At 33.9% G+C, this 20,408-nt stretch carries 23 protein-coding genes and 1 riboswitch; of the genes, 17 read left to right on the top strand and 6 right to left on the bottom strand.

The genetic code is table 11. The annotated features are described in order from the left end of the window. Positions 1-47: 47 nt before the first annotated feature. On the bottom strand, positions 48-227 hold the full coding sequence (locus CD29_RS10095) for a DUF2759 domain-containing protein (RefSeq protein ID WP_036186160.1): 180 nt from the start codon (positions 225-227) through the stop codon (positions 48-50). A 167-nt stretch (positions 228-394) separates the two neighbouring features. On the opposite strand from CD29_RS10095, the gene CD29_RS10090 reads away from it, so the two are divergent. Next, positions 395-1,039 carry an MBL fold metallo-hydrolase gene (locus tag CD29_RS10090; RefSeq protein ID WP_036186158.1) on the top strand — a complete coding sequence of 215 codons (645 nt, stop codon included), beginning with the start codon at positions 395-397 and terminating at the stop codon, positions 1,037-1,039. Positions 1,040-1,094: 55 nt separating this feature from the next. On the opposite strand, the gene CD29_RS10085 is transcribed toward CD29_RS10090, so the two are convergent. Together CD29_RS10085 and CD29_RS10080 are read right to left on the bottom strand one after the other, a co-directional pair. Next, positions 1,095-1,337, bottom strand: a complete 243-nt coding sequence (locus CD29_RS10085; RefSeq protein ID WP_036186155.1) for a DUF2626 family protein — start codon at positions 1,335-1,337, stop codon at positions 1,095-1,097. Positions 1,338-1,453: 116 nt separating this feature from the next. Continuing rightward, entirely contained in the window at positions 1,454-2,161 is a 708-nt protein-coding gene (locus CD29_RS10080) for a helix-turn-helix transcriptional regulator (protein ID WP_036186152.1), read from the bottom strand. A gap of 292 nt (positions 2,162-2,453) precedes the next feature. Here CD29_RS10080 and comGA point away from each other — a divergent pair, with 292 nt between their 5' ends. The 10 genes from comGA to gcvPB all read left to right on the top strand — a co-directional run bounded on the left by comGA (position 2,454) and on the right by gcvPB (position 11,259). Next, positions 2,454-3,467 (top strand): competence type IV pilus ATPase ComGA, encoded by a 1,014-nt coding sequence (comGA, locus tag CD29_RS10075; protein WP_036186150.1) that lies wholly within the window; start codon positions 2,454-2,456, stop codon positions 3,465-3,467. A gap of 25 nt (positions 3,468-3,492) precedes the next feature. Beyond that, entirely contained in the window at positions 3,493-4,509 is a 1,017-nt protein-coding gene (gene comGB, locus CD29_RS10070) for a competence type IV pilus assembly protein ComGB (protein WP_268870984.1), read from the top strand. A 16-nt stretch (positions 4,510-4,525) separates the two neighbouring features. Further along, entirely contained in the window at positions 4,526-4,852 is a 327-nt protein-coding gene (gene comGC / locus CD29_RS10065) for a competence type IV pilus major pilin ComGC (protein ID WP_197061754.1), read from the top strand. 48 nt (positions 4,853-4,900) lie between these two features. Then, positions 4,901-5,347, top strand: coding sequence for a competence type IV pilus minor pilin ComGD (gene comGD / locus CD29_RS10060; protein WP_036186148.1), 447 nt, complete (start codon positions 4,901-4,903; stop codon positions 5,345-5,347). Next, positions 5,337-5,648, top strand: a complete 312-nt coding sequence (locus CD29_RS10055; RefSeq protein WP_052124111.1) for a hypothetical protein — start codon at positions 5,337-5,339, stop codon at positions 5,646-5,648. The genes comGD and CD29_RS10055 overlap by 11 nt, the downstream gene beginning before the upstream one ends. Then, the gene (gene comGF / locus CD29_RS10050; protein ID WP_036186146.1) at positions 5,621-6,076 is read left to right on the top strand and encodes a competence type IV pilus minor pilin ComGF; all 456 of its coding nucleotides are present in this window, start codon (positions 5,621-5,623) and stop codon (positions 6,074-6,076) included. Before CD29_RS10055 ends, comGF begins: the two co-directional genes overlap by 28 nt. Before the next feature lie 193 nt (positions 6,077-6,269). After that, positions 6,270-6,782 (top strand): shikimate kinase, encoded by a 513-nt coding sequence (locus tag CD29_RS10040; protein ID WP_036186140.1) that lies wholly within the window; start codon positions 6,270-6,272, stop codon positions 6,780-6,782. A gap of 230 nt (positions 6,783-7,012) precedes the next feature. Further along, positions 7,013-7,099: riboswitch (glycine riboswitch) on the top strand. A 231-nt stretch (positions 7,100-7,330) separates the two neighbouring features. Beyond that, positions 7,331-8,434 carry a glycine cleavage system aminomethyltransferase GcvT gene (gene gcvT / locus CD29_RS10035; RefSeq protein ID WP_036186138.1) on the top strand — a complete coding sequence of 368 codons (1,104 nt, stop codon included), beginning with the start codon at positions 7,331-7,333 and terminating at the stop codon, positions 8,432-8,434. 22 nt (positions 8,435-8,456) lie between these two features. Further along, the gene (gene gcvPA / locus CD29_RS10030) at positions 8,457-9,803 is read left to right on the top strand and encodes an aminomethyl-transferring glycine dehydrogenase subunit GcvPA (RefSeq protein WP_036186136.1); all 1,347 of its coding nucleotides are present in this window, start codon (positions 8,457-8,459) and stop codon (positions 9,801-9,803) included. Next, complete coding sequence (gcvPB, locus tag CD29_RS10025; RefSeq protein ID WP_036186134.1) at positions 9,796-11,259, top strand: aminomethyl-transferring glycine dehydrogenase subunit GcvPB; 1,464 nt, start codon at positions 9,796-9,798, stop codon at positions 11,257-11,259. Before gcvPA ends, gcvPB begins: the two co-directional genes overlap by 8 nt. A gap of 243 nt (positions 11,260-11,502) precedes the next feature. On the opposite strand, the gene CD29_RS10020 is transcribed toward gcvPB, so the two are convergent. Further along, positions 11,503-11,886: a rhodanese-like domain-containing protein gene (locus CD29_RS10020; RefSeq protein WP_036186132.1), complete on the bottom strand. Its 384-nt coding sequence runs from the start codon at positions 11,884-11,886 to the stop codon at positions 11,503-11,505. Positions 11,887-11,986: 100 nt separating this feature from the next. On the opposite strand from CD29_RS10020, the gene CD29_RS10015 reads away from it, so the two are divergent. Together CD29_RS10015 and CD29_RS10010 are read left to right on the top strand one after the other, a co-directional pair. Beyond that, positions 11,987-12,820, top strand: coding sequence for a lipoate--protein ligase family protein (locus tag CD29_RS10015; protein WP_036186130.1), 834 nt, complete (start codon positions 11,987-11,989; stop codon positions 12,818-12,820). Between the two features lie 250 nt (positions 12,821-13,070). Next, positions 13,071-15,644, top strand: a complete 2,574-nt coding sequence (locus CD29_RS10010; RefSeq protein ID WP_036186128.1) for a vitamin B12-dependent ribonucleotide reductase — start codon at positions 13,071-13,073, stop codon at positions 15,642-15,644. A 54-nt stretch (positions 15,645-15,698) separates the two neighbouring features. On the opposite strand, the gene CD29_RS10005 is transcribed toward CD29_RS10010, so the two are convergent. Together CD29_RS10005 and CD29_RS10000 are read right to left on the bottom strand one after the other, a co-directional pair. Then, a complete protein-coding gene (locus CD29_RS10005; RefSeq protein ID WP_036186126.1) occupies positions 15,699-16,463 on the bottom strand; it encodes a TSUP family transporter in 765 nt (254 codons plus the stop codon). 119 nt (positions 16,464-16,582) lie between these two features. After that, a complete protein-coding gene (locus CD29_RS10000) occupies positions 16,583-17,518 on the bottom strand; it encodes a DUF1385 domain-containing protein (RefSeq protein WP_036186125.1) in 936 nt (311 codons plus the stop codon). 134 nt (positions 17,519-17,652) lie between these two features. Here CD29_RS10000 and CD29_RS09995 point away from each other — a divergent pair, with 134 nt between their 5' ends. The 4 genes from CD29_RS09995 (at position 17,653) to efp (ending at position 20,318) form a co-directional block, all read left to right on the top strand. Continuing rightward, positions 17,653-18,111, top strand: coding sequence for a hypothetical protein (locus tag CD29_RS09995; RefSeq protein WP_036186123.1), 459 nt, complete (start codon positions 17,653-17,655; stop codon positions 18,109-18,111). 129 nt (positions 18,112-18,240) lie between these two features. Further along, the gene (gene aroQ, locus CD29_RS09990; RefSeq protein WP_036186120.1) at positions 18,241-18,669 is read left to right on the top strand and encodes a type II 3-dehydroquinate dehydratase; all 429 of its coding nucleotides are present in this window, start codon (positions 18,241-18,243) and stop codon (positions 18,667-18,669) included. Between the two features lie 16 nt (positions 18,670-18,685). Beyond that, on the top strand, positions 18,686-19,747 hold the full coding sequence (locus tag CD29_RS09985) for a M24 family metallopeptidase (protein ID WP_036186118.1): 1,062 nt from the start codon (positions 18,686-18,688) through the stop codon (positions 19,745-19,747). 13 nt (positions 19,748-19,760) lie between these two features. Beyond that, entirely contained in the window at positions 19,761-20,318 is a 558-nt protein-coding gene (gene efp, locus CD29_RS09980; protein ID WP_036186116.1) for an elongation factor P, read from the top strand. Positions 20,319-20,408 lie beyond the last annotated feature (90 nt).

Here is a 20,408-nt window from a genome sequence, read left to right as displayed (position 1 = left end):
GAAAAAAGGACGACTCAATTAGATTGAGACGTCCTTTTTTTCTATAATTAGTGTAATGTTGGTGGATAGCCTTGGTTTAAAACAGTCATTACTGTAAACCATCCAAAAATCGCAAATGAAGCGATACCGAAAATTAGCGCAAGTACATTCTTGTTACGAATTGACTTAAATGCGCTTACTAGAGATAAAACTGCGATTAAAGCAAAAATAACCATTAATAAGTTCATTAAACTAGACACTCCTTTCGACATCAGAAAATGAATGTCGGTAGACAATATTCATTCTTATTGTAAAGCAACAAAATAGTTTTGTCGAGAACTAATCTTGACGTTTATATGAACAGTTGCTGTAATTTTTCCCAGACAACAGTATACTATTTGAAGAGGTGATATAAATGTTAAATGTAAAAGTATATTCATTAGGTCCTGTTCAAACGAATTGTTATATTGTCAGTAACAAAGAAAAAGAATGTATTATTTTTGACCCAGGGGAAGAAGCAGCAAAAATAATAAAGGTAATCGATACAAATCAGTATAAACCATTAGCAATTTTTTTAACTCATACACATTTCGATCATATAGGTGCGGTGGATTCTATAAGAGATAAGTATAATTTGCCACTCTATGTCCACGAGAAAGAAGTTAAATGGCTAAATGATCCAATGAAAAATGGTTCTGGAAAATATGCTGAGCTTCCAAATTATATAGTTAATTTACCCGATGAACAGCATATTATTCGTAAAGAACAAAAGATTGAAATAGGTGGATTTGAGTTTAATGCAGTATTTACTCCGGGACATTCTCCAGGTAGCATTTCTTATATTTTTCCGAATGACGGTTTTGCGGTTGTAGGTGATACTTTATTTGAGAGAAGTATAGGAAGAACAGATTTAATTGGAGGCTCTCACGAAGTGTTATTAAAATCGATTCATGAAAAACTTTTAACACTTCCAGAAAATACCATTATTTATCCAGGTCATGGCTCTTATACTACACCTGAAGCTGAAATGGAGATGAATCCTTTTTTAAATGGATTTTAGATGAAAAGGAAAAACACCGTTTGCATTTAAGCAAACGGTGTTTTAGTTATGAGATTTAGTGACCTCCACCAGGCATGTGAATGAACGTTGTATAGTACGTAAATCCTGCCCAGAAGACTGTTAAATATGCTCCGAAAATATACATGTACATTCTTTCAGAAAGGTTTAAGAAGCCTAATAATAAAAATAATCCAGTATTACCTATAAATAATAGCGAAATCTCATTCATATCTCCGAGATAGAAGAAAACGGCAAATATACCTGTAAACCAAGCCATAACTTTATACATGTTAGCCATGAAGAATCCCCTCCTTTTGCCATGCGACACAATTATCTCACGTTTTATTATAAATGATTTTGAACAATAATGTAAACTCATACTTTCAATAGTTTGTGACAATCAAGTGGAAATTATTAATATTTATGCGAAACTTTTATATTTATTTTATATTTACAGCTATCACAACTATTTAACATACTATCAATTTGAATTATATTGCTGTCTGGAAACAATACATCGATTTGTCCTTTTAGAAAAGATTCATGACATGCACAAATAACATGTGCATTTCCATGTAATTGATTCATAAATGGACAATTATAAATTGATAAAATAATTTGTTTTACACCATCTTTTTCAATGATTGATGGTATGTATCCGACTTGGTTAGCTGCCTCGGATAATAAGTCGATTTTTTCCTCAAAAGTTAATGAGTTTTTTAACTTCGTTTTATTTAATAATGACGACATCTCATTATAACCATCTTCATAACTGATTGATTTTATACTTTCAATTGCAGAATCGCCAATTTGTGAAATATATGAAAGCGTCCAACTTAACAATTTTTCGGGATCTCTTTTAGGAAAGCTAATATTTATTCCTTGTTCAGTTGCATTATAAACTCTTCCAGGGCGACCACCTTTTCCTGACTTCACAAATTCTGCTTGAACGATTCCTATTTCACATAATTTTGTTAAGTGTAATCTTGCAACATTTGGGTGTATGTTGAATTGTTCAGCAATTTCTTGTACAGTGAATGGTTTCTGGTTTCGTAGTACATATTGATAAATTTGATAGCGAGTTTCATCAGCTAAAATATTCATTACTTTTAAATTATTCATTAATTCACCTCATTTCATTAGCCCCGCATCTACCTTCCATTTTATATGTTCTAAATATGAAATGATAGGGAATTAAATAATAAATTTCAATTATAGAAATATCTTCAAAAAGTAGATTTAACGGGTAAATATCAAAATGATGTGTACTTACGGCTTAAAAATCTAGTTTGAACTATATTATTTTAGTCAAACAAATATGTTGGGAAAAAGGATTTAATATTTAAATATTTCAAATTATACTATTGCTAAATAATCGCGGTCGAAAAATCTATCATTATTGAGGTGTTGAAGTGTGAATGTAGAAATTGTAGTAGAAAATAGAAGTGAACAACTATTATTGAAAGCAATAATGTTTGGTGCATCGGATATTCATATAGTGCCGACAAGTAACAATTATTCAATCCATTTTCGAAAATATGGAAAATTATTTAATGCTGGGGAAATTTCTTTAGATTTAGGAACTAGAATGATATCCTATTTTAAATTTTTATCCTTGTTAGATATAAGTGAAAAAAGAAAGCCTCAAAGTGGTTCCTTTCAAAAGGAAATGCAACAGAAGCAATACGCTTTTCGAGTATCTACATTGCCATCAGTCTTCCAAAGGGAAAGCCTCGTCATTCGTCTTATGTTGCAAAATGCTACACATCCAATTTCCTCACTTTGCTATCACCAGAAATCAGCTGAAAAATTAATAAGTCTTATATCAAATAGACAAGGGTTACTATTGTTTTGTGGTGCGACTGGGTCTGGCAAGACAACGTCGATGTATTCATTAATAAATTACAGTAGTCAAGTATTATCTCGTCATGTTATTTCTTTAGAAGATCCAGTAGAAAACAGTCAGGAAAATTTACTTCAAATTCAAGTGAACGAGCGTGCAGGAGTTACATATGCAGCTGGACTAAGAGCAATTTTAAGACATTCGCCGGACGTGATTATGATTGGTGAAATTAGGGATCATGAAACAGCTAAGATTGCCATTGAAGCAAGCCTTACTGGTCATCTAGTACTATCAACGATTCATGCTAAGGATTCGGTGAATTGTATTTATCGATTAATGGATTTAGGCATCACTATTGAAGAAATTAGACAAGCACTAGTGGGAATAGTTGCCCAGTGCTTAGTTGAAGTTGAACAGGATAAAAGAAAAGCAGTATATGAAATTTTAAGTGATAGTTTTCTTTATGAGGCTATTTTAGCAACAATGCGCGGTCAACCCTATAATCTACCAAATTTTGATACACTCATATATCAAATGGAGTCAATTAGGATGGTGAAAAAACAACTTGTTTCAAAAAGTATTTAGTATTAGCAAACAAATAAAAAGAAGAATGGAAAGGCTGAGAGATCTTCCTTCATTCTTACAGAGGATGAGCACTCTATTAGATGAAGGATATACTCTTTCCGATTCGATTCATATACTTTTGCCATATCATGTTGATCATAACGATTATTGGTACAAAATGATTGAAGATAAATTGAGGAATGGTGATAACATCATTTCAATTTTTAAAAGTTTCTCTATTCCAGAGCAATATTTAATTTCAATTCAAATAGCTGAAGCAAATGGTGATTTGGCAAAAACTTTAAATTTAATTGCTCAACAAATGGATTTTCATGAAAAACTCAAAAAGAAATTGACAAAGTTACTTGTTTATCCAATTTTTTTACTTCTATTTTTAGCTGCCATTTTTGTTGGATTTAGAACTTACTTTATGCCAAACATTGAACAAATTGTAAATTCGCGAACACCAAATGATAATTCAAATTTTACTATTTCTAAAGTATTTTTATATTTCCCTGAAATACTGATCGGTTGTCTGATACTTATTACAGTTCTTAGTGCCTTTATTATTTTGAAAATTAAAAAACAACCTATTCATCTCCAATTAGAAATTCTCACTACTATTCCGATAATAGGTTACTTTTTTAAAATGCATATAACGAGGCAGTTTTCAAGAATGATAGGAAGTTTGTTAATCGGAGGTTTTTCCTTGCAACAAACATTAGAAATATTAAAAGAACAGCAGCTAAATAAATATTTAAATTTTTTAGCAACAAGTATTGAAAATAAGATTATTTACGGTGATTCCTTTTCAAGTGCGGTTCAATTATCAGGATACTTTTTCCCTAAATTCCAGGACTTCATTAAACATGGGGAAAAAAGCGGTTATTTAGGAAAAGAAATGATTATTTATAGTGATTTATTAGAAGAAAAATTGCACTCCACATTAAAGACCGGACTATCATTTGTACAACCACTATTCTTTATCTTAATTGCGTTAGCGATTATTGCCGCTTATCTTAGTATTCTACTTCCAATGTATAACATAATTGAAATTATATAATAAAGGAGCATAAACAATGGTGAAAAATCAAAAGGGTTTTACTTTAGTAGAAATGTTAATAGTGTTATTGATTATTTCAGTTTTAATAATTGTTACCATTCCCAATGTAACTAAACATTTCGCCTCAATTGATTCAAAAGGTTGTGAAGCTTTTGTAAATATGGTTCAAGGACAAGTTGAGGCATATAAAATAGATTTTCATAATTATCCAACCTTAGAGGAATTAGCAACAGGTGGGTTTATAAAAGATAAAGATGCAAAGTGTCCAGATGGTCGTTCAATTATTATTGTTGATGGTAAGGTTGACGTTGTTGAAAAAAATGATGAGCCGAATCAGGATTGAAGATAAATATCATAATAGTTTGTAAATGTAAGGTGTGAATGTAGACAATTGAATAGTTTAAATAATCAGCGTGGTTTTACGTTCATTGAGATGTTAATTGTTTTGTTCATCCTTCTCATAGTTTGCGCCATAATATCACAATTAACTCTAAGGACTTTTGAAAAGATTGCTATCGATCAATTTATTGCTCAGGTTTCACTTGATATTCAACAAATGCAAACGTTAGCCATGAAAGAACACATCTATACTGTTATTGAATTTTATGATGATAACTCCTATAAGGGTTTTTTACAAAACGAATATTTAAATCCCACATTTGAGAAGTGGCTTCCAGAAGGAATTACTTTCTTTGAAAATAGCACTATTAGAAGAATTAGTTTTAATAAGTATGGGGATATCGCACATTTTGGAAAATTAGTGTTCTTCTCGCCTAATGGACGTCATGAAATAATTTTGAATATTGAAAAAGGAAGGTTAAGAATAATTGAACAATAAAGGAATTTCATTTGTTGAAACTTTACTAACCGTTGCAATTATCCTTGTTTTAACAGGTTTCCTAATACCATTAAGCTCAAAACTTTATGAATCACTATTTATAAAAAAACTAGATTTACATGTATCAGAAGTTGCCTATAATGCAGCAAAACAAATTAAAGACAAAGGTATAAACGCTGGTTCTGTTAAAATTGACGATAATAATTTTCAGTGGTCATTCGATGGACAAAAGCTTTGTGTGAATTATCAATTATTTAAAGAGGTTGAAATGAAATGTTTCACTCAAAATGGGCTCATTTAGAACGTGGATATACAATACTTGAAGCGTTATATCAATTGGTTGTTTTTCTACTTTTTTCACAATTAATTATAATTATTTTTCTATGGATTCAAAAACAAAATGATATTTATTTAACAGCTGAACATACAATGTGGGAGATATTTATAAACGACTTTCAAAATTATCTAGTTAATATTAAAGAAATAAAAGTTACAGGACATCAAGATAAAATTGAACTAACTTATATCGATGACAGTGCCAGCATTCAAATCGGTCAACTAACTGATGTTATTAGAAAACAAGTTAGACATTTAGGAAACGTACCAATGTTGATAGGTATACAAAATTTAAAGTTTGAAATACAAGGGAATGACTTAAAGATGATCGTTAGATTTCCAGACGGCAAAGTAAAGGAGAGAACATTTTTTGTTCAAATACATTCAAAATGAAAAGGGTAGTAGTTTTTTGTTAGGAATACTTTTGCTATTTGTTTCCCTTACTTTTTTTAGTTACTATATTCAATCATATCAATCCCAAATAAATATTTATAATCAATTGGAATTCGTCAATGTTCGTGCTACGATAAACTTACTAGCAGAAATAAATAGAAATTAAGTCTTTTGTAGCAAAGTAGGTGGAAACATGCGAAAAATTTATTTAGTTGGATTCATGGGTAGTGGAAAAAGTGTAATTGGGCGAAGATTAAGCTTTTTCCTAAAGCTACCTTATTACGATATGGATCGAGAAATCGTTAAACAGCAAGGGATGTCAATTCCTGAAATATTTGAAAAATACGGCGAGGAATACTTTAGAAAGATTGAAACCGATTTTTTGCGTAATTTCCGAGACGAGGCATGTATCATTTCAACTGGTGGTGGTGTTGCACTCAATGAAGAAAATCGGAAAATTATGCGGAAAACTGGGTTAGTATTTTTTCTTGACGCTATTTTTGACGATATATACCTAAGAATAAAAAATGATAAAAATCGACCAATTGTTCAAAAATCCACAAAAAATGAATTGGAGCAATTATTCTTCTATAGAAGAAAATTTTATAGATCCGCAGGGCACATTAGAGTATTAACCGAAAATAGAAGTATTAGGCAAATTGTTGAATATATTGCATTCCAGGTTAATAGACTTAAAGGCGAATGAAATCGATAAAATTCTAAGTAATATTCGTCTTTTGCTTTATTTTTATAAAAGGATTGTCTTTTTACCTAATGTAATGTTAGGATATAGCTGTAAATAGTATTTTGAACATTGAATTTTAAATACTGTGCGGATGAATGTACGTGGAGAGAACGTGAACAAGTTATGCTAAGCATAATGCATCCTACGAATCCCTTAATGTTAAGAGAATGTTCTTAGTAATTAATGGGTACATATTTGTAGTGAAGATAAAAAAACGTCGCCGAAGGAGCAAGTAGTTTAGCTATGAATCTCTCAGGCAAAAAGACTCGTACAGGACGCGTCTCTGGAGAGCGCTGTTATTATAATATTATTGATTATTGTTATCAATCAACATAACAGCCACCAACGAGGAAAGCCTATATAAACCTAATTTATCTCATAGGAATAGGTGTAACTTTCAGGTGCAAGGACAGGGGATTTCTCAGTAACTGAGGGATTCTTCTGTCTTTTTTTATGGTCCCTCAATTAGTTTTATAGGAATTTAAAATTATTTTGTAAGGGGAGATAATATGGAAACCAATTTAAAGCGAACGCCATTATTTGATGAATATGCAAAATATGGTGGGAAAACGATTGATTTTGGTGGTTGGGAATTACCTGTTCAGTTTTCATCAATAAAGGAAGAACATGATGCAGTACGTCATCGCGCGGGACTTTTTGATGTGTCACATATGGGTGAAATATTTGTGGAAGGCAATGATTCACTAAACTATCTACAAAAACTATTATCAAATGATATCTCAAAAATTCAAATTGGTGCTGCTCAGTACAATGCAATGTGCTATGAAAATGGTGGAGTGGTAGATGATTTAATCGTTTACAAACTTGAAGATAACCGTTACTTATTATGTGTGAATGCTGCAAATATTGAAAAAGATTTTGATTGGATGTTAAGTCACAGTGAAGGTGAAGTAACAATTACAAATAAATCAAGTGAATTTGCACAAATAGCACTACAAGGTCCATTAGCTGAAGAAGTTTTACAAACGTTGACAAATGAAAATCTTTCAGAAATTAAACCTTTCAAATTCCGTGATCAAGTGGATGTATCGGGTAATAAAGTTCTTGTTTCTCGTAGTGGGTATACTGGTGAGGATGGCTTTGAACTTTATGGTGCTCCTGAAGCTATTGTTGATTTATGGAACAAGATTTTGGATGCGGGTAAAGAACAAGGGGTTGTACCTGCTGGATTAGGAGCACGTGATACCCTTAGATTTGAAGCTGGTCTACCATTATATGGTCAGGAGTTATCAAAAGATATCACTCCTCTTGAAGCAGGCATAGGTTTTGCTGTGAAGTTACAAAAAGAAAGTGATTTTATCGGAAAAGAAGCGCTAACAGAACAAAAGGAATCTGGATTACCACGTAAAATTGTTGGTGTCGAAATGATCGATAAAGGAATTCCTCGTCATGGATACAAAGTATTTAAAGATGGTGTCGAAATAGGGGAAATTACTACAGGTACTCAATTGCCATCAACAAAAAGAAATGTCGGTTATGCTCTAGTAAACTCTAATTTCACAGAACTAGAAACTGAACTAGAAATTGAAATTCGTAACAAAAAACTAAAATCAAAAGTTGTGGCAACACCTTTTTATAAACGCTCAAAATAAAAGGAAAGAGGGTCTAAAAAATATGACACATCGTTATCTTCCAATGACGGAAATTGATAAAAAAGAAATGCTGGAGACAATTGGCATTAATAGCATTGATGAACTATTTTCAGATATTCCAGAAAAAGTTCGTTTCAACGGTTTATATAACATTCCTAAAGCAAAATCAGAGTCTGCTTTATTAAAAGAATTAAAACAACTTGCTGCTAAAAATAGTGATACAGATGCAAATGTATCGTTTTTAGGGGCTGGTATTTATAACCACTATAAACCAATCATTGTGGACCATGTCATTTCACGTTCTGAATTTTATACGGCTTATACACCTTATCAACCAGAAATTTCACAAGGTGAATTACAAGCTATTTTCGAGTTCCAAACAATGATTGCTGAACTTACTGGTATGGATTTAGCCAATTCATCGATGTACGATGGAGGAACGTCTCTTGCTGAAGCTGGAATGTTAGCAGCAGCTCATACAAGACGTAAAAAGCTTTTAGTTTCTGAAGCAATTCACCCAGAATATCGTGATGTCGTAGCAACTTATGCAAAAGGTCAATCAATTGAAGTCGTTACTATTCCAACAAAAGATGGAGTAACAGATATCGAATCGTTAAAAGGATTACTCGATAGTGATACTGCGGCAGTGATGGTACAATATCCAAACTTCTTTGGTCAAATTGAAGATATTAAAACAATTGGTGAACTAGCTCATGATGCAAAAGGTCTATTTGTTGTATCTTCTAACCCTCTAGCTTTAGGAATTTTAACACCACCTGGAAAACTTGGAGCGGATATTACAGTTGGAGATGCGCAGCCATTTGGTATACCTGAAAGCTTTGGTGGACCTTACTGTGGTTATTTTGCAACAACAAAACAATTAATGCGTAAAGTACCTGGCCGTTTAGTAGGTGAAACGGTAGACCAAGAAGGGCGCCGTGGATTTGTATTAACATTGCAGGCACGTGAGCAACACATTCGTCGTGAAAAAGCAACTTCTAATATTTGTTCAAACCAAGCATTACTAGCTCTTGCTTCATCTGTTGCTATGACTGCATTAGGTAAAAAAGGTGTTCAAGAAATGGCTAAACAAAATATTGTAAAGACTCGTTTCGCAAAAAATGCTTTTGAAGCTGCTGGTTTTGAAGTTCCATTCCAAGGTGCACATTTTAACGAAATTGTTGTGAAAACGAAAAAATCTGTTCAAGAAATAAATAAAAATTTATTGGAAAAAGGTATTATTGGTGGATTCGATTTAGGTCGTGTTTATCCAGATCTAGAAAACCACGTATTAATCGCAGTAACTGAATTACGTACAAAAGAGGAAATTGAAAGCTTAGTAGCGGAAATGGGGGCTTACAATGCATAACGAAAACCAATCACTAATTTTTGAACTAACAAAAGAAGGCCGTGTTGGTTATAGTTTACCTGAGTTAGATGTTGAAGATATTGACTTATCTGAACTATTGCCTGAAGGATCAATTCGCGAAGAAGCTGCAGAACTTCCAGAAGTTGCAGAGCTTGATATTATGCGTCACTATACAGCGTTATCTCGTCGTAACCACGGTGTTGATTCTGGATTCTATCCACTAGGTTCTTGTACGATGAAATATAATCCGAAAATTAATGAAAATGTAGCTCGTATCTCTGGATTTGCTAATATCCATCCTTTACAAGATGAGTCTACAGTACAAGGCGCAATGGAATTACTTTACAATCTACAAACATCTCTTGTTGAGATCACAGGTATGGATGAAGTAACTTTACAACCAGCAGCAGGTGCTCATGGTGAATGGACGGCTCTTATGATGATTCGTGCATTCCATGAAGCAAATGGTGAAGGTCACCGTAATAAAGTAATCGTACCTGACTCTGCTCACGGAACGAATCCTGCTTCAGCTGCTGTAGCTGGATTTGAAACAATTACAGTAAAATCTAATGAAGATGGTTTAGTGGATCTTGATGATTTACGTCGAGTTGTTGGAGAAGATACTGCTGCTCTTATGCTAACAAACCCAAATACATTAGGTTTATTTGAAGAAAACATTATTGAGATGGCAGACATTATTCATAGTGTTGGTGGAAAAGTGTATTATGACGGAGCGAACTTAAATGCAGTAATGTCTAAGGCTCGTCCTGGTGACATGGGCTTTGACTGCGTTCACTTAAACTTACACAAAACATTCACTGGTCCACACGGTGGAGGAGGCCCTGGTTCAGGTCCAGTTGGGGTTAAAGCGGATTTAATTCCATTCTTACCAAAACCTGTTTTAGTGAAAAAAGAAGATGGTACGTTCCACTTTGATTATGACCGTCCGCAAGCAATTGGACGTGTAAAACCATATTACGGTAACTTCGGTATTAATGTTCGTGCATATACCTACATCCGTACAATGGGGCCAGAAGGACTAAAAGAAGTAACTGAATATGCCGTTTTAAATGCAAACTATATGATGCGTCGTTTAGAACCTTATTTTGATCTTCCATACAACCGTCATTGTAAACATGAATTTGTATTATCTGGTCGTCGCCAAAAGAAATTGGGAGTACGTACATTAGACATGGCAAAACGTTTGCTTGACTTTGGCTATCATCCACCAACAATCTATTTCCCATTGAATGTTGAAGAAGGTATGATGATAGAACCAACGGAAACTGAATCTAAAGAAACGTTAGATGCATTCTGTGATGCAATGATTCAAATTGCAAAGGAAACAGAAGAAAACCCTTCAATCGTTCAAGAAGCACCTCATACAACGGTTGTAAGTCGTTTAGATGAGACACGAGCAGCGAGAACTCCAGTTTTACGTTATCAAAAATTATAGTAAAATGACAAAGGGCTCGTCTTGAAAGTTATACTTTCAAAACAGCCCTTTTACTTTTTAACTGAAATTTTGCGAGCAATTTAGTTGGAAATTGAGAGTTTAGTACTAATCGCAGTAATTAAATTTCGAGAGTTTCCTCTATTATATAGTAGAATTTTGATTCTATTAATTACGTGTTATTTTTATTAAAAAAAGACTTGTATTAATAAACATTAATACAAGCCATTTAAGCGTTGAACAATTCTACGCTTTTGTTTTAATCTTTCCTGTCCAAGTTTTGAAACCACCTTGTAACTGGTAAAGTTGATTGTATCCTTTTTTCTTAAGGAATAGTGCAGCTCTCGCACTACGTCCAGAATTTTGGCAGTATAAGTATACTGGTAAATCAGGACGGATTTCTTTGTAACGTTGGCGAAGCTGTGTGGAAGGAATGTTTCTGGCACCAAGAACATGTCCAGCATCAAACTCTTTCGTTTCACGAACGTCAATTAATTGGGCTTTTCGATATCCTTGTATAAACTGATCTTGTGTTAGGTTCGAAACCGCCTTTTTCAAGCGTAAAGAATTTACTACTACATACACAATTATTACAACAAGTATAATCGCAATCGTATAAAGTACTTGCACAGATTATTTCTCCTTTCTATCTCTACTCCATTATAAAAGAGAAAGTAGCGATAGTTCAATCAGTTTGATAAAATAGATTACATTGTGAGGAGATGAAGATATGAAAACGAAGTGGTATTTTATTAATTCTGGTCCTAGTCGTCCATCTTATAACATGGCTTTAGATGAAGCATTATTAGAATTTCACAGTAAAGGTGAAATCCCACCTGTCATTCGATTTTATGAGTGGAATCCAGCTACTCTATCAATCGGTTATTTTCAAAGTGCAGAAAAAGCAATAAATTTGAATGCCGTAAAGTCGCAAAATTTAGGGTTTGTCCGTCGTCCAACTGGAGGACGTGCAGTTTTACATGATAGCGAACTTACTTATAGTATAATCGTAACGGAAGATTACCCTAATATGCCTGCAACTGTTACTGAAGCATATCGTGTACTAAGTGAAGGTTTACTACTAGGATTTCAAAATTTAGGATTAAATGCTTATTTTAGTATACCTGATTCTGAGGAAAAACTAATGGATTTAAAGAAACCGAAAAGTGAAGTTTGTTTCGATGCGCCAAGCTGGTACGAACTAGTTGTCGAAGGTAAGAAGGTAGCAGGAAGTGCGCAAACTCGACAAAAAGGTGTAATATTACAACACGGTGCGATTTTATTAGACCTTGACGAAGATAAATTGCTTTCAGTATTTAATTTTTCTTCAGATGAAGCAAAAGAAAAGATGCGATTGCAGTTACCAGAAAAGGCTGTAGCAATTAATCGATTAACAGATCGAAACATTACCATTCCTCAATGTATAGAAGCGTTTAAAAAAGGTTTTGAGGATTCTTTGGATATTGAGCTTATACCTTATGAATTAACCGATGACCAAAAGATATATGTAAACCATTTAGAGGAATCAAAATATATGTCAGATGAATGGAATTATAGAAAATAAATTATATTACTTTTTGTTATAAAATATTTACAAAAATTTTTTAATAGTTCCAATCCTTGTATTTTATTGGTTTTTAACATTTTCAAAAAAATCAACCCCTTGCATTGAAATATTTTATGAGGTAATCTTTTCTAAGTGAATATTTTTACTACATCTAGTGTTGCTATAAAATGCTATAACACAATATATTGTGTTTGGTAGAGAGATGATAGTATACTAGATGTAGAATTTAGAAAAGGGAGGCTGCCTGATGGTATTGGTAGATGCAAAAGAAGCAACCATCCTCGTAGATCAACTAAACAAAGATATTGAGAACTTTCCTCAAGTCCATCCAATTACACCAGATATGCATATTACACACAAAGGTGTATCAAGACTAGTCATGATTGACCGTTATTCTTTTAAGGATACGGAAAAGAAAACGTTAAAAGCTGGAGATTTTGTAGTTTTAACGATTAAAGAAGATCCTAAGTTTCCAGCACGTGGTTTAGGATATATTCAATCGATTGATATTGAGACAAAAAAAGCAGAAATTTTAATTGAAGAAGAATATCGTCACGTTTTAGATCATCCTAATGAACAAGAGACGGGAGTTATTCTACGTTCACTAGACGTAATTGAAAAACCTTTAGAAATATACTATGAACAAATTGCTAAACGTAATGCCACAGGACTTGCTTCTGTTGAAAAAAACGAAGAAGATCGAGAAAAATGGTTCAATAAGTTTTATGAACAATTAGTTTCATTGAAATTTGTACCAGCTGGTCGTGTCCTATATGGTGCTGGTTCACAAACAGATGTAACATTCTTTAACTGTTATGTTATGCCATTTGTACCTGACAGTCGTGAAGGTATTAGTGATCACCGTAAGCAAGTAATGGAAATCATGAGCCGTGGTGGCGGAGTTGGTACGAACGGTTCAACACTTCGTCCACGTAACACGTTAGCGCGCGGTGTAAATGGTAAATCAAGCGGTTCTGTATCTTGGCTAGATGACATAGCTAAATTGACACATCTTGTAGAACAGGGTGGGTCTAGACGCGGAGCTCAAATGATTATGCTGGCAGATTGGCACCCTGATATTGTTGAATTTATAATTTCGAAAATGCAAAATCCACGTATTTTGCGTTATTTAATCGAAAATACAAATGAAGAGCTAATCACTCGTCTAGCACAAGAAAAATTAAAATTTAAACCTTTTACTGCTCAAGAAGAAGCAATGTATCAAGGTATTGTAAACTATAAGAACTTTCCTGGCTTGGGTGGCTTTAACGAAGCTATCATAAAAGAAGCTGAACAAAAACTTCGTGATGGTGGAACTTACAGCGTTCATAACTCTGAGTTCTTAACTGGAGCTAATATCTCAGTTACTTTAACAAAAGAGTTTATGGCTGCAGTAGAAAATGATGAAGAATATGAACTTCGTTTCCCTGATGTAGCAAACTACACACCTGAGGAAATGGCTATATATAATGAAAAATGGCACGAAGTAGGGGACGTTAGAGAATGGGAAAAACTTGGGTATCCTGTTCGCACATATAGAACAATTCGTGCACGTGAACTTTGGAATTTGATCAATGTTTGTGCCACATATGCTGCGGAACCAGGTATTTTCTTCATTGATAATGCTAATGACATGACAAATGCTCGTGCATACGGGCAAAAAGTGGTTGCTACAAATCCATGTGGTGAACAACCTCTCGCTCCGTTTTCAGTATGTAACTTAGCAGCTGTAAACTTAGCACAATTCGCGATTAAAGATCAACAAACAGTTGATTACGAAGCCCTTAAAGAAACAGTACGTACGGGCGTACGTATGCAAGATAATGTTATCGAAGCAACACCTTACTTCTTAGAAGAAAACCGTAAACAAGCTTTAGGGGAACGTCGTGTTGGTCTTGGAGTTATGGGTCTGGCAGACTTATTAATCTACTGTGAAAAAGAGTATGGTTCTGAAGAAGGTAACAAACTTGTAGATAAAATCTTTGAAACGATTGCAGTAACTGCCTATGAAACATCTATTGAACTTGGTAAAGAACGTGGTAGCTTCCCATTCTTACAAGGTCAAACGGAGGAAGAAACAAATCGTTTAAGACAAGCTTTCATTAACACAGGTTATATGAGTAAAATGCCAGAACACGTGCGTCAAGGCGTACTTGAAAATGGCATTCGCAACTCTCATCTTTTAACAGTTGCTCCCACAGGATCGACTGGGACGATGGTTGGAGTTGCCACAGGGCTTGAACCTTATTTCTCGTTCGTTTATTACCGTTCAGGCCGCCTAGGTAAGTTTATTGAGGTAAAGGCTGAAATTGTAAGGGAATATTTAGATCGTCATCCTGAAGCAGATGAAAACAATCTACCAAATTGGTTCATATCTTCTATGGAATTATCTGCAGAAGCGCATGCTGATGTGCAATGTGTCATCCAACGTTGGGTAGATTCATCGATTTCTAAAACTGTTAATGCACCGAAAGGCTACACTGTAGAACAAGTACAAAAAGTTTACGAACGTTTGTACAAAGGTGGCGCAAAAGGTGGTACTGTTTATGTCGATGGAAGTCGTGATACACAAGTACTTACATTAAAAGCAGAATCTTCTCATGATGAGCAATTATCATTTGATGAGCTAAAAGAAGAAGAAATAAAAGAAAAGCAACCAGTTGTATTAGTTGATACAATTGCTCCGCTTCAAACTACAAATGTAACAATTGGATCTGAAGTAGGGAATACGTGTCCAGTTTGTCGTCAAGGTACAGTCGAAGAATTAGGTGGTTGTAACACTTGTACAAGCTGTGGTGCGCAACTAAAATGCGGTCTATAAAATAAATAATAGGGAGATGCTCTGAAAGTATTACTTACAGAGCATCTCCCTTTTTTAACCCCAAAAATAATCGTATGTATTTTTCACAATCAATACAATTGTCATCAATATAAACAAAATGCGTACAAAAGAAGTCCCTTTTTTTAGTGCAAACTTCGTCCCTATAAACGCTCCAACAATCATTGAAACGCCCATAATTAAGCCATATAGGAATACTACTTCCCCTAATATTAAAAACATAATGAGGGCTGCGATATTGCTAGCAAAGTTTAATAATTTTGCATTTCCTGCAGCTTGTAAAAAATCAAACCCCATCAAGAGAAACACAAAAATGATAAAAGACCCTGTTCCTGGTCCAAAAAATCCATCATAAAATCCTAACAACAATAAACTCCCGACAAAAAGAGTACCGGTTTTCCATGTGAATGGTTTATGAGCATCAGTAGAACCCCAATTTTTCTTTAAAACTGTAAAAATTAGCACTACGATTAGCATGACAATAATTAAGGGGGTTAAAATACTTGAATCTATTAAATGTACTGTATAAGCCCCTAACATGGAAAAGATAAACACAAAAGGAACAATTGGCCCCATTAGTTTTAAATCTACTTTTCCTGCTTTAAAAAAAGTGATAGTGCTTGTTAAATTCCCCATAGTCGCTGCTAATTTATTGGTTGCAATCGCTGCTGAAGGGGGTAATCCTACTGATAGCAATGCTGGCAATGTTATTAACCCACCACCCCCGACAGTAGCATTAATAAATGCGCCGACAAAGCCAAAAAATACAAGAATAATACAAGTGAAAAAATCTAATTCCATGATGCTATCCCCTATAAAAAGTAATATCGAAATCTTATCTAATTTGCCGGAAAATGTAAATATACCATTACAAAAAAATAAAAAAGAGAGTTTGGTAACTTTCCAAACTCTCTTTGAACTTAATCGTGATGTAAAACTTTTGCAATTTCAGGATTTTTTTCTACTTCATGAAGTTTCTTAAATGATGCGATTGATACTTCAACCATGTCATCCTTTGGTTCTTTTGTTGTTAATAATTGAAGCCACAAACCAGGATAGCCTAAATACTTTAGTACAGGAACTTCTCTTACAGCATTCGTCGCTTGTAATACTTCAAATGAGATTCCGATTACGACAGGAATTAATAATACTCGAATCACAACACGTAACCAAAGGGGATCTGTTGGGAAAAAGAAATATACAAACATCCCGACAATAACTGTAAATAAGATGAAACTTGACCCGCATCGATAATGTAGGCGAGATTGTTTTTGTACATTTTCGACTGTTAGATCTAAGCCGTTTTCGTAACAATTGATGACCTTATGTTCTGCGCCGTGGTATTGGAAAACCCGCTTAATAATTGGCATCATTGAAATGAAGTACAGGTAAGCAAAAAGTAAAATTAGTTTAATAACTGTTTCAAGTAGTATCTGTCCTGTTTTATCTGGAATCCAAGTTTTAAATAATTCAGCGATAAATACTGGAACCAAAGTAAACACAAATTTTCCAAATAAAAAAGATAGAACTCCAACAACCGCAACACCTAATATCATTTGCAGCTTTGACATTTCTTGAACATTTTCTTCTTCTTCTCCAGGACTTACATCGTAACGATCTCCTGAAAATTGCATATGTTTTGCACCAATCCCAGCAGATTCAATTAAAGCTATGTTTCCTCTTAAGAAGGGTATTTTCTTTAACTTTTGAAGTAAAGGTTTCTTTTCTTTTTTTGCATAATAATACTCAATTGAATCATCGTTACGACGAATTGCTGTAACGGTATGATCTTTTCCACCGAACATAACACCTTCTAAAAGTGCTTGTCCCCCATATACAGGTGTTTTATTGCTCAATATGTACACCACTCTCTACAAGAATCTAAAAATAGTAACTATTACATTGTACTAAATTTTCATAAAAAGCACTACGTCTAAGCATATGAAATTAAGGTTTTGGTGAAACTATAAGAAAAAAATGAGGTGTTTCTATGTTTAGAACAGCATTATACACAAGTCTTGCAGCGGCAATCTTTCTTACTTTAGCATTGAGTGGGTTATCCCTATTTAAATTCATTCAATGGAAACCTTTAGATTATACTGAGAGATTTCACATTCTTCAAAATAGTCACGGGTTTTTCCAATGGTTGTTTTTAGGGATCATTCTTTTTATTATTATTTTTATTTTCTATTGGATTATGCAATACGTTGTATTAGTGCCTGCTTTTGTATCATCACTACTGATTGGTGGTTTGATCGCATTAATTGTAGAGTGGTTTATTTTTGAGTTGCCTGCAGAATTGAATTCATTTACAAAATTATCAGTACCATTTATGATCACAGTCATCGTAACAGCTAGATTTGTTTTTGAGACAGCAAGTTTTCATTTTCAAGCGAATTCAAATGAAAAACAAAATGAGTTGCCGTATGAAGACACTGTGATAAAATAAAGTAGTAATTTATGGTGAATGCCACAGATTTTTCAATGTTTAATAATGAATTTACGCAAAAAGTGCCATTTATCGCTATATTCGCGGGTGCAATACGCCGCGGTTAATGGTTTGATTGGGGGAAATGAGATGAAAATCTTAGTTTTGAATGGACCGAATCTAAATCGATTAGGTAAAAGAGAGCCTGAAATATATGGAAAAGAGACATTAGAAGATATTGAAGCAAGATTATTAAAACTTTCTAATGAATTTAATGCCTCACTAGATTTCAGACAATCGAATCATGAAGGTGTTCTAATTGATTGGATTCATGAAGCAGAAGATACTGGTGTTGATGGTATTGTATTCAACCCTGGTGCATACACACATACCAGTATTGGACTTCGTGATGCTATTGCAGGAATTGAAGTTCCTGTCATTGAAGTACACATATCCAATATACATAAACGAGAAACTTTCCGTCACACATCGTTATTAGCACCAGAATGTGTTGGTCAGATATGTGGATTAGGGACACTGGGATACGATTTAGCTTTAAGAAAATTTTTAGAGAACTAAATGGGGGAAACTTACTATGACGAAATTAGAAAAACTAAGAAGTGCTTTAGTAGATCAAAACGTTGATGCATTATTAATCACTAGTGAATTTAACCGTCGTTATATTACAGGATTTACTGGAACTGCAGGTGTAGCAATCGTATCTCAAAATGATGCGGTTTTTATTACTGATTTCCGATATACGGAACAGGCAAAAAAACAAATTAAAGATTTCCGTATAGTGAAACACGAAAAACTTATTGGTGATGAAATAGCATCTCAAGTAGAACAAATGGGTATAAAATCTTTAGGATTTGAAAAAGATACGGTAACATTTGCTTCTTACGAAGAATATAAATCAAAAATTAAAGCGGATTTAATACCTCTTTCTGGGTTAATTGAAAAAATTCGCTTGATAAAGACAAATGAAGAGATTAATATTATTAAGGTTGCATGTGAAATTGCAGATAATGCATTTACACATATTCTTAATGTCATCAAGCCAGGAATGACTGAGCTTGAGGTATCGAATGAATTAGAATTTTTCATGAGAAAACAAGGTGCCGATTCTTCATCTTTTGATACGATTGTTGCTAGTGGATTACGCAGTGCACTACCACATGGTGTCGCAACAGATAAGGTGATAGAAAAGGGTGATTTTGTAACATTAGATTTTGGTGCATACTATAATGGCTATGTTTCAGACATTACTCGTACAATTGCGGTTGGAACGCCTTCACAGCAATTAGTTGATATGTATGATGCAGTGTTAGAAGCACAACTGTTAGCACTTAAAAACGTTGGACCTAACATGACTGGAATCGAAGCAGATGCAATTGCACGCGATTTTTTAAAGTCTAAAGGTTTGGGTGAAGCATTTGGTCATTCAACAGGTCATGGAATTGGATTAGAAGTTCATGAAGGACCGGGACTATCATTCCGCTCAAATACAGTATTAGAACCAAATATGATTGTAACAATTGAACCTGGAGTTTATTTGCCTGGAATTGGTGGCGTTCGAATTGAAGATGACATACTAATTACAGAAACAGGTAATGAAGTATTAACTCATTCGAAAAAAGAACTAATTATTTTGTAATGGAGGAATATTAATGATTTCAGTAAACGAATTTCGTACTGGTCTTACTATCATTGTAGACGGTAACCTATATCGTGTATTAGATTTCCAACACGTTAAACCAGGTAAAGGTGCAGCATTCGTTCGTTCGAAATTACGTAATTTACGTAACGGAAACGTACAAGAAAAAACTTTCCGTGCTGGTGAAAAAGTAGAAAAAGCAATGGTTGAAAACCGTAAAATGCAATATTTATATGCACAAGGTGATTCACATGTTTTCATGGATATGGAATCATATGAACAAACTGAGCTTGCTGCAAACCAAATTGAAGATGAATTAATGTATCTTCTTGAAAATATGGAAGTTCACATTCAAACGTACCAAGGTGAAATGTTAGGTATTGAATTACCAAATACAGTAGTTCTAGAAGTAACAGCAACTGAACCTGGTATTAAAGGTGATACTGCAACAGGCGGATCTAAACCTGCTACATTACAAACAGGTTTAGTTGTTAACGTACCATTCTTTGTGAATGAAGGCGATAAACTAATCATCAACACAACTGACGGTTCCTACGTATCACGTGCTTAATAATAAATAAGAAAAAACCAGAAGAAATTCATTTCTTCTGGTCAGACTGTAGACAAACTCGAAAATTTCGAGTTTGCCTACAGTCTTTTT

Origin of the sequence: Ureibacillus manganicus DSM 26584, from assembly GCF_000772945.1 — a bacterium.
GTDB classification, from domain to species: domain Bacteria; phylum Bacillota; class Bacilli; order Bacillales_A; family Planococcaceae; genus Ureibacillus; species Ureibacillus manganicus.
The sequence above is the reverse complement of the archived record's forward strand: the minus strand, read 5'-3'. Positions and strand labels throughout refer to the sequence as shown.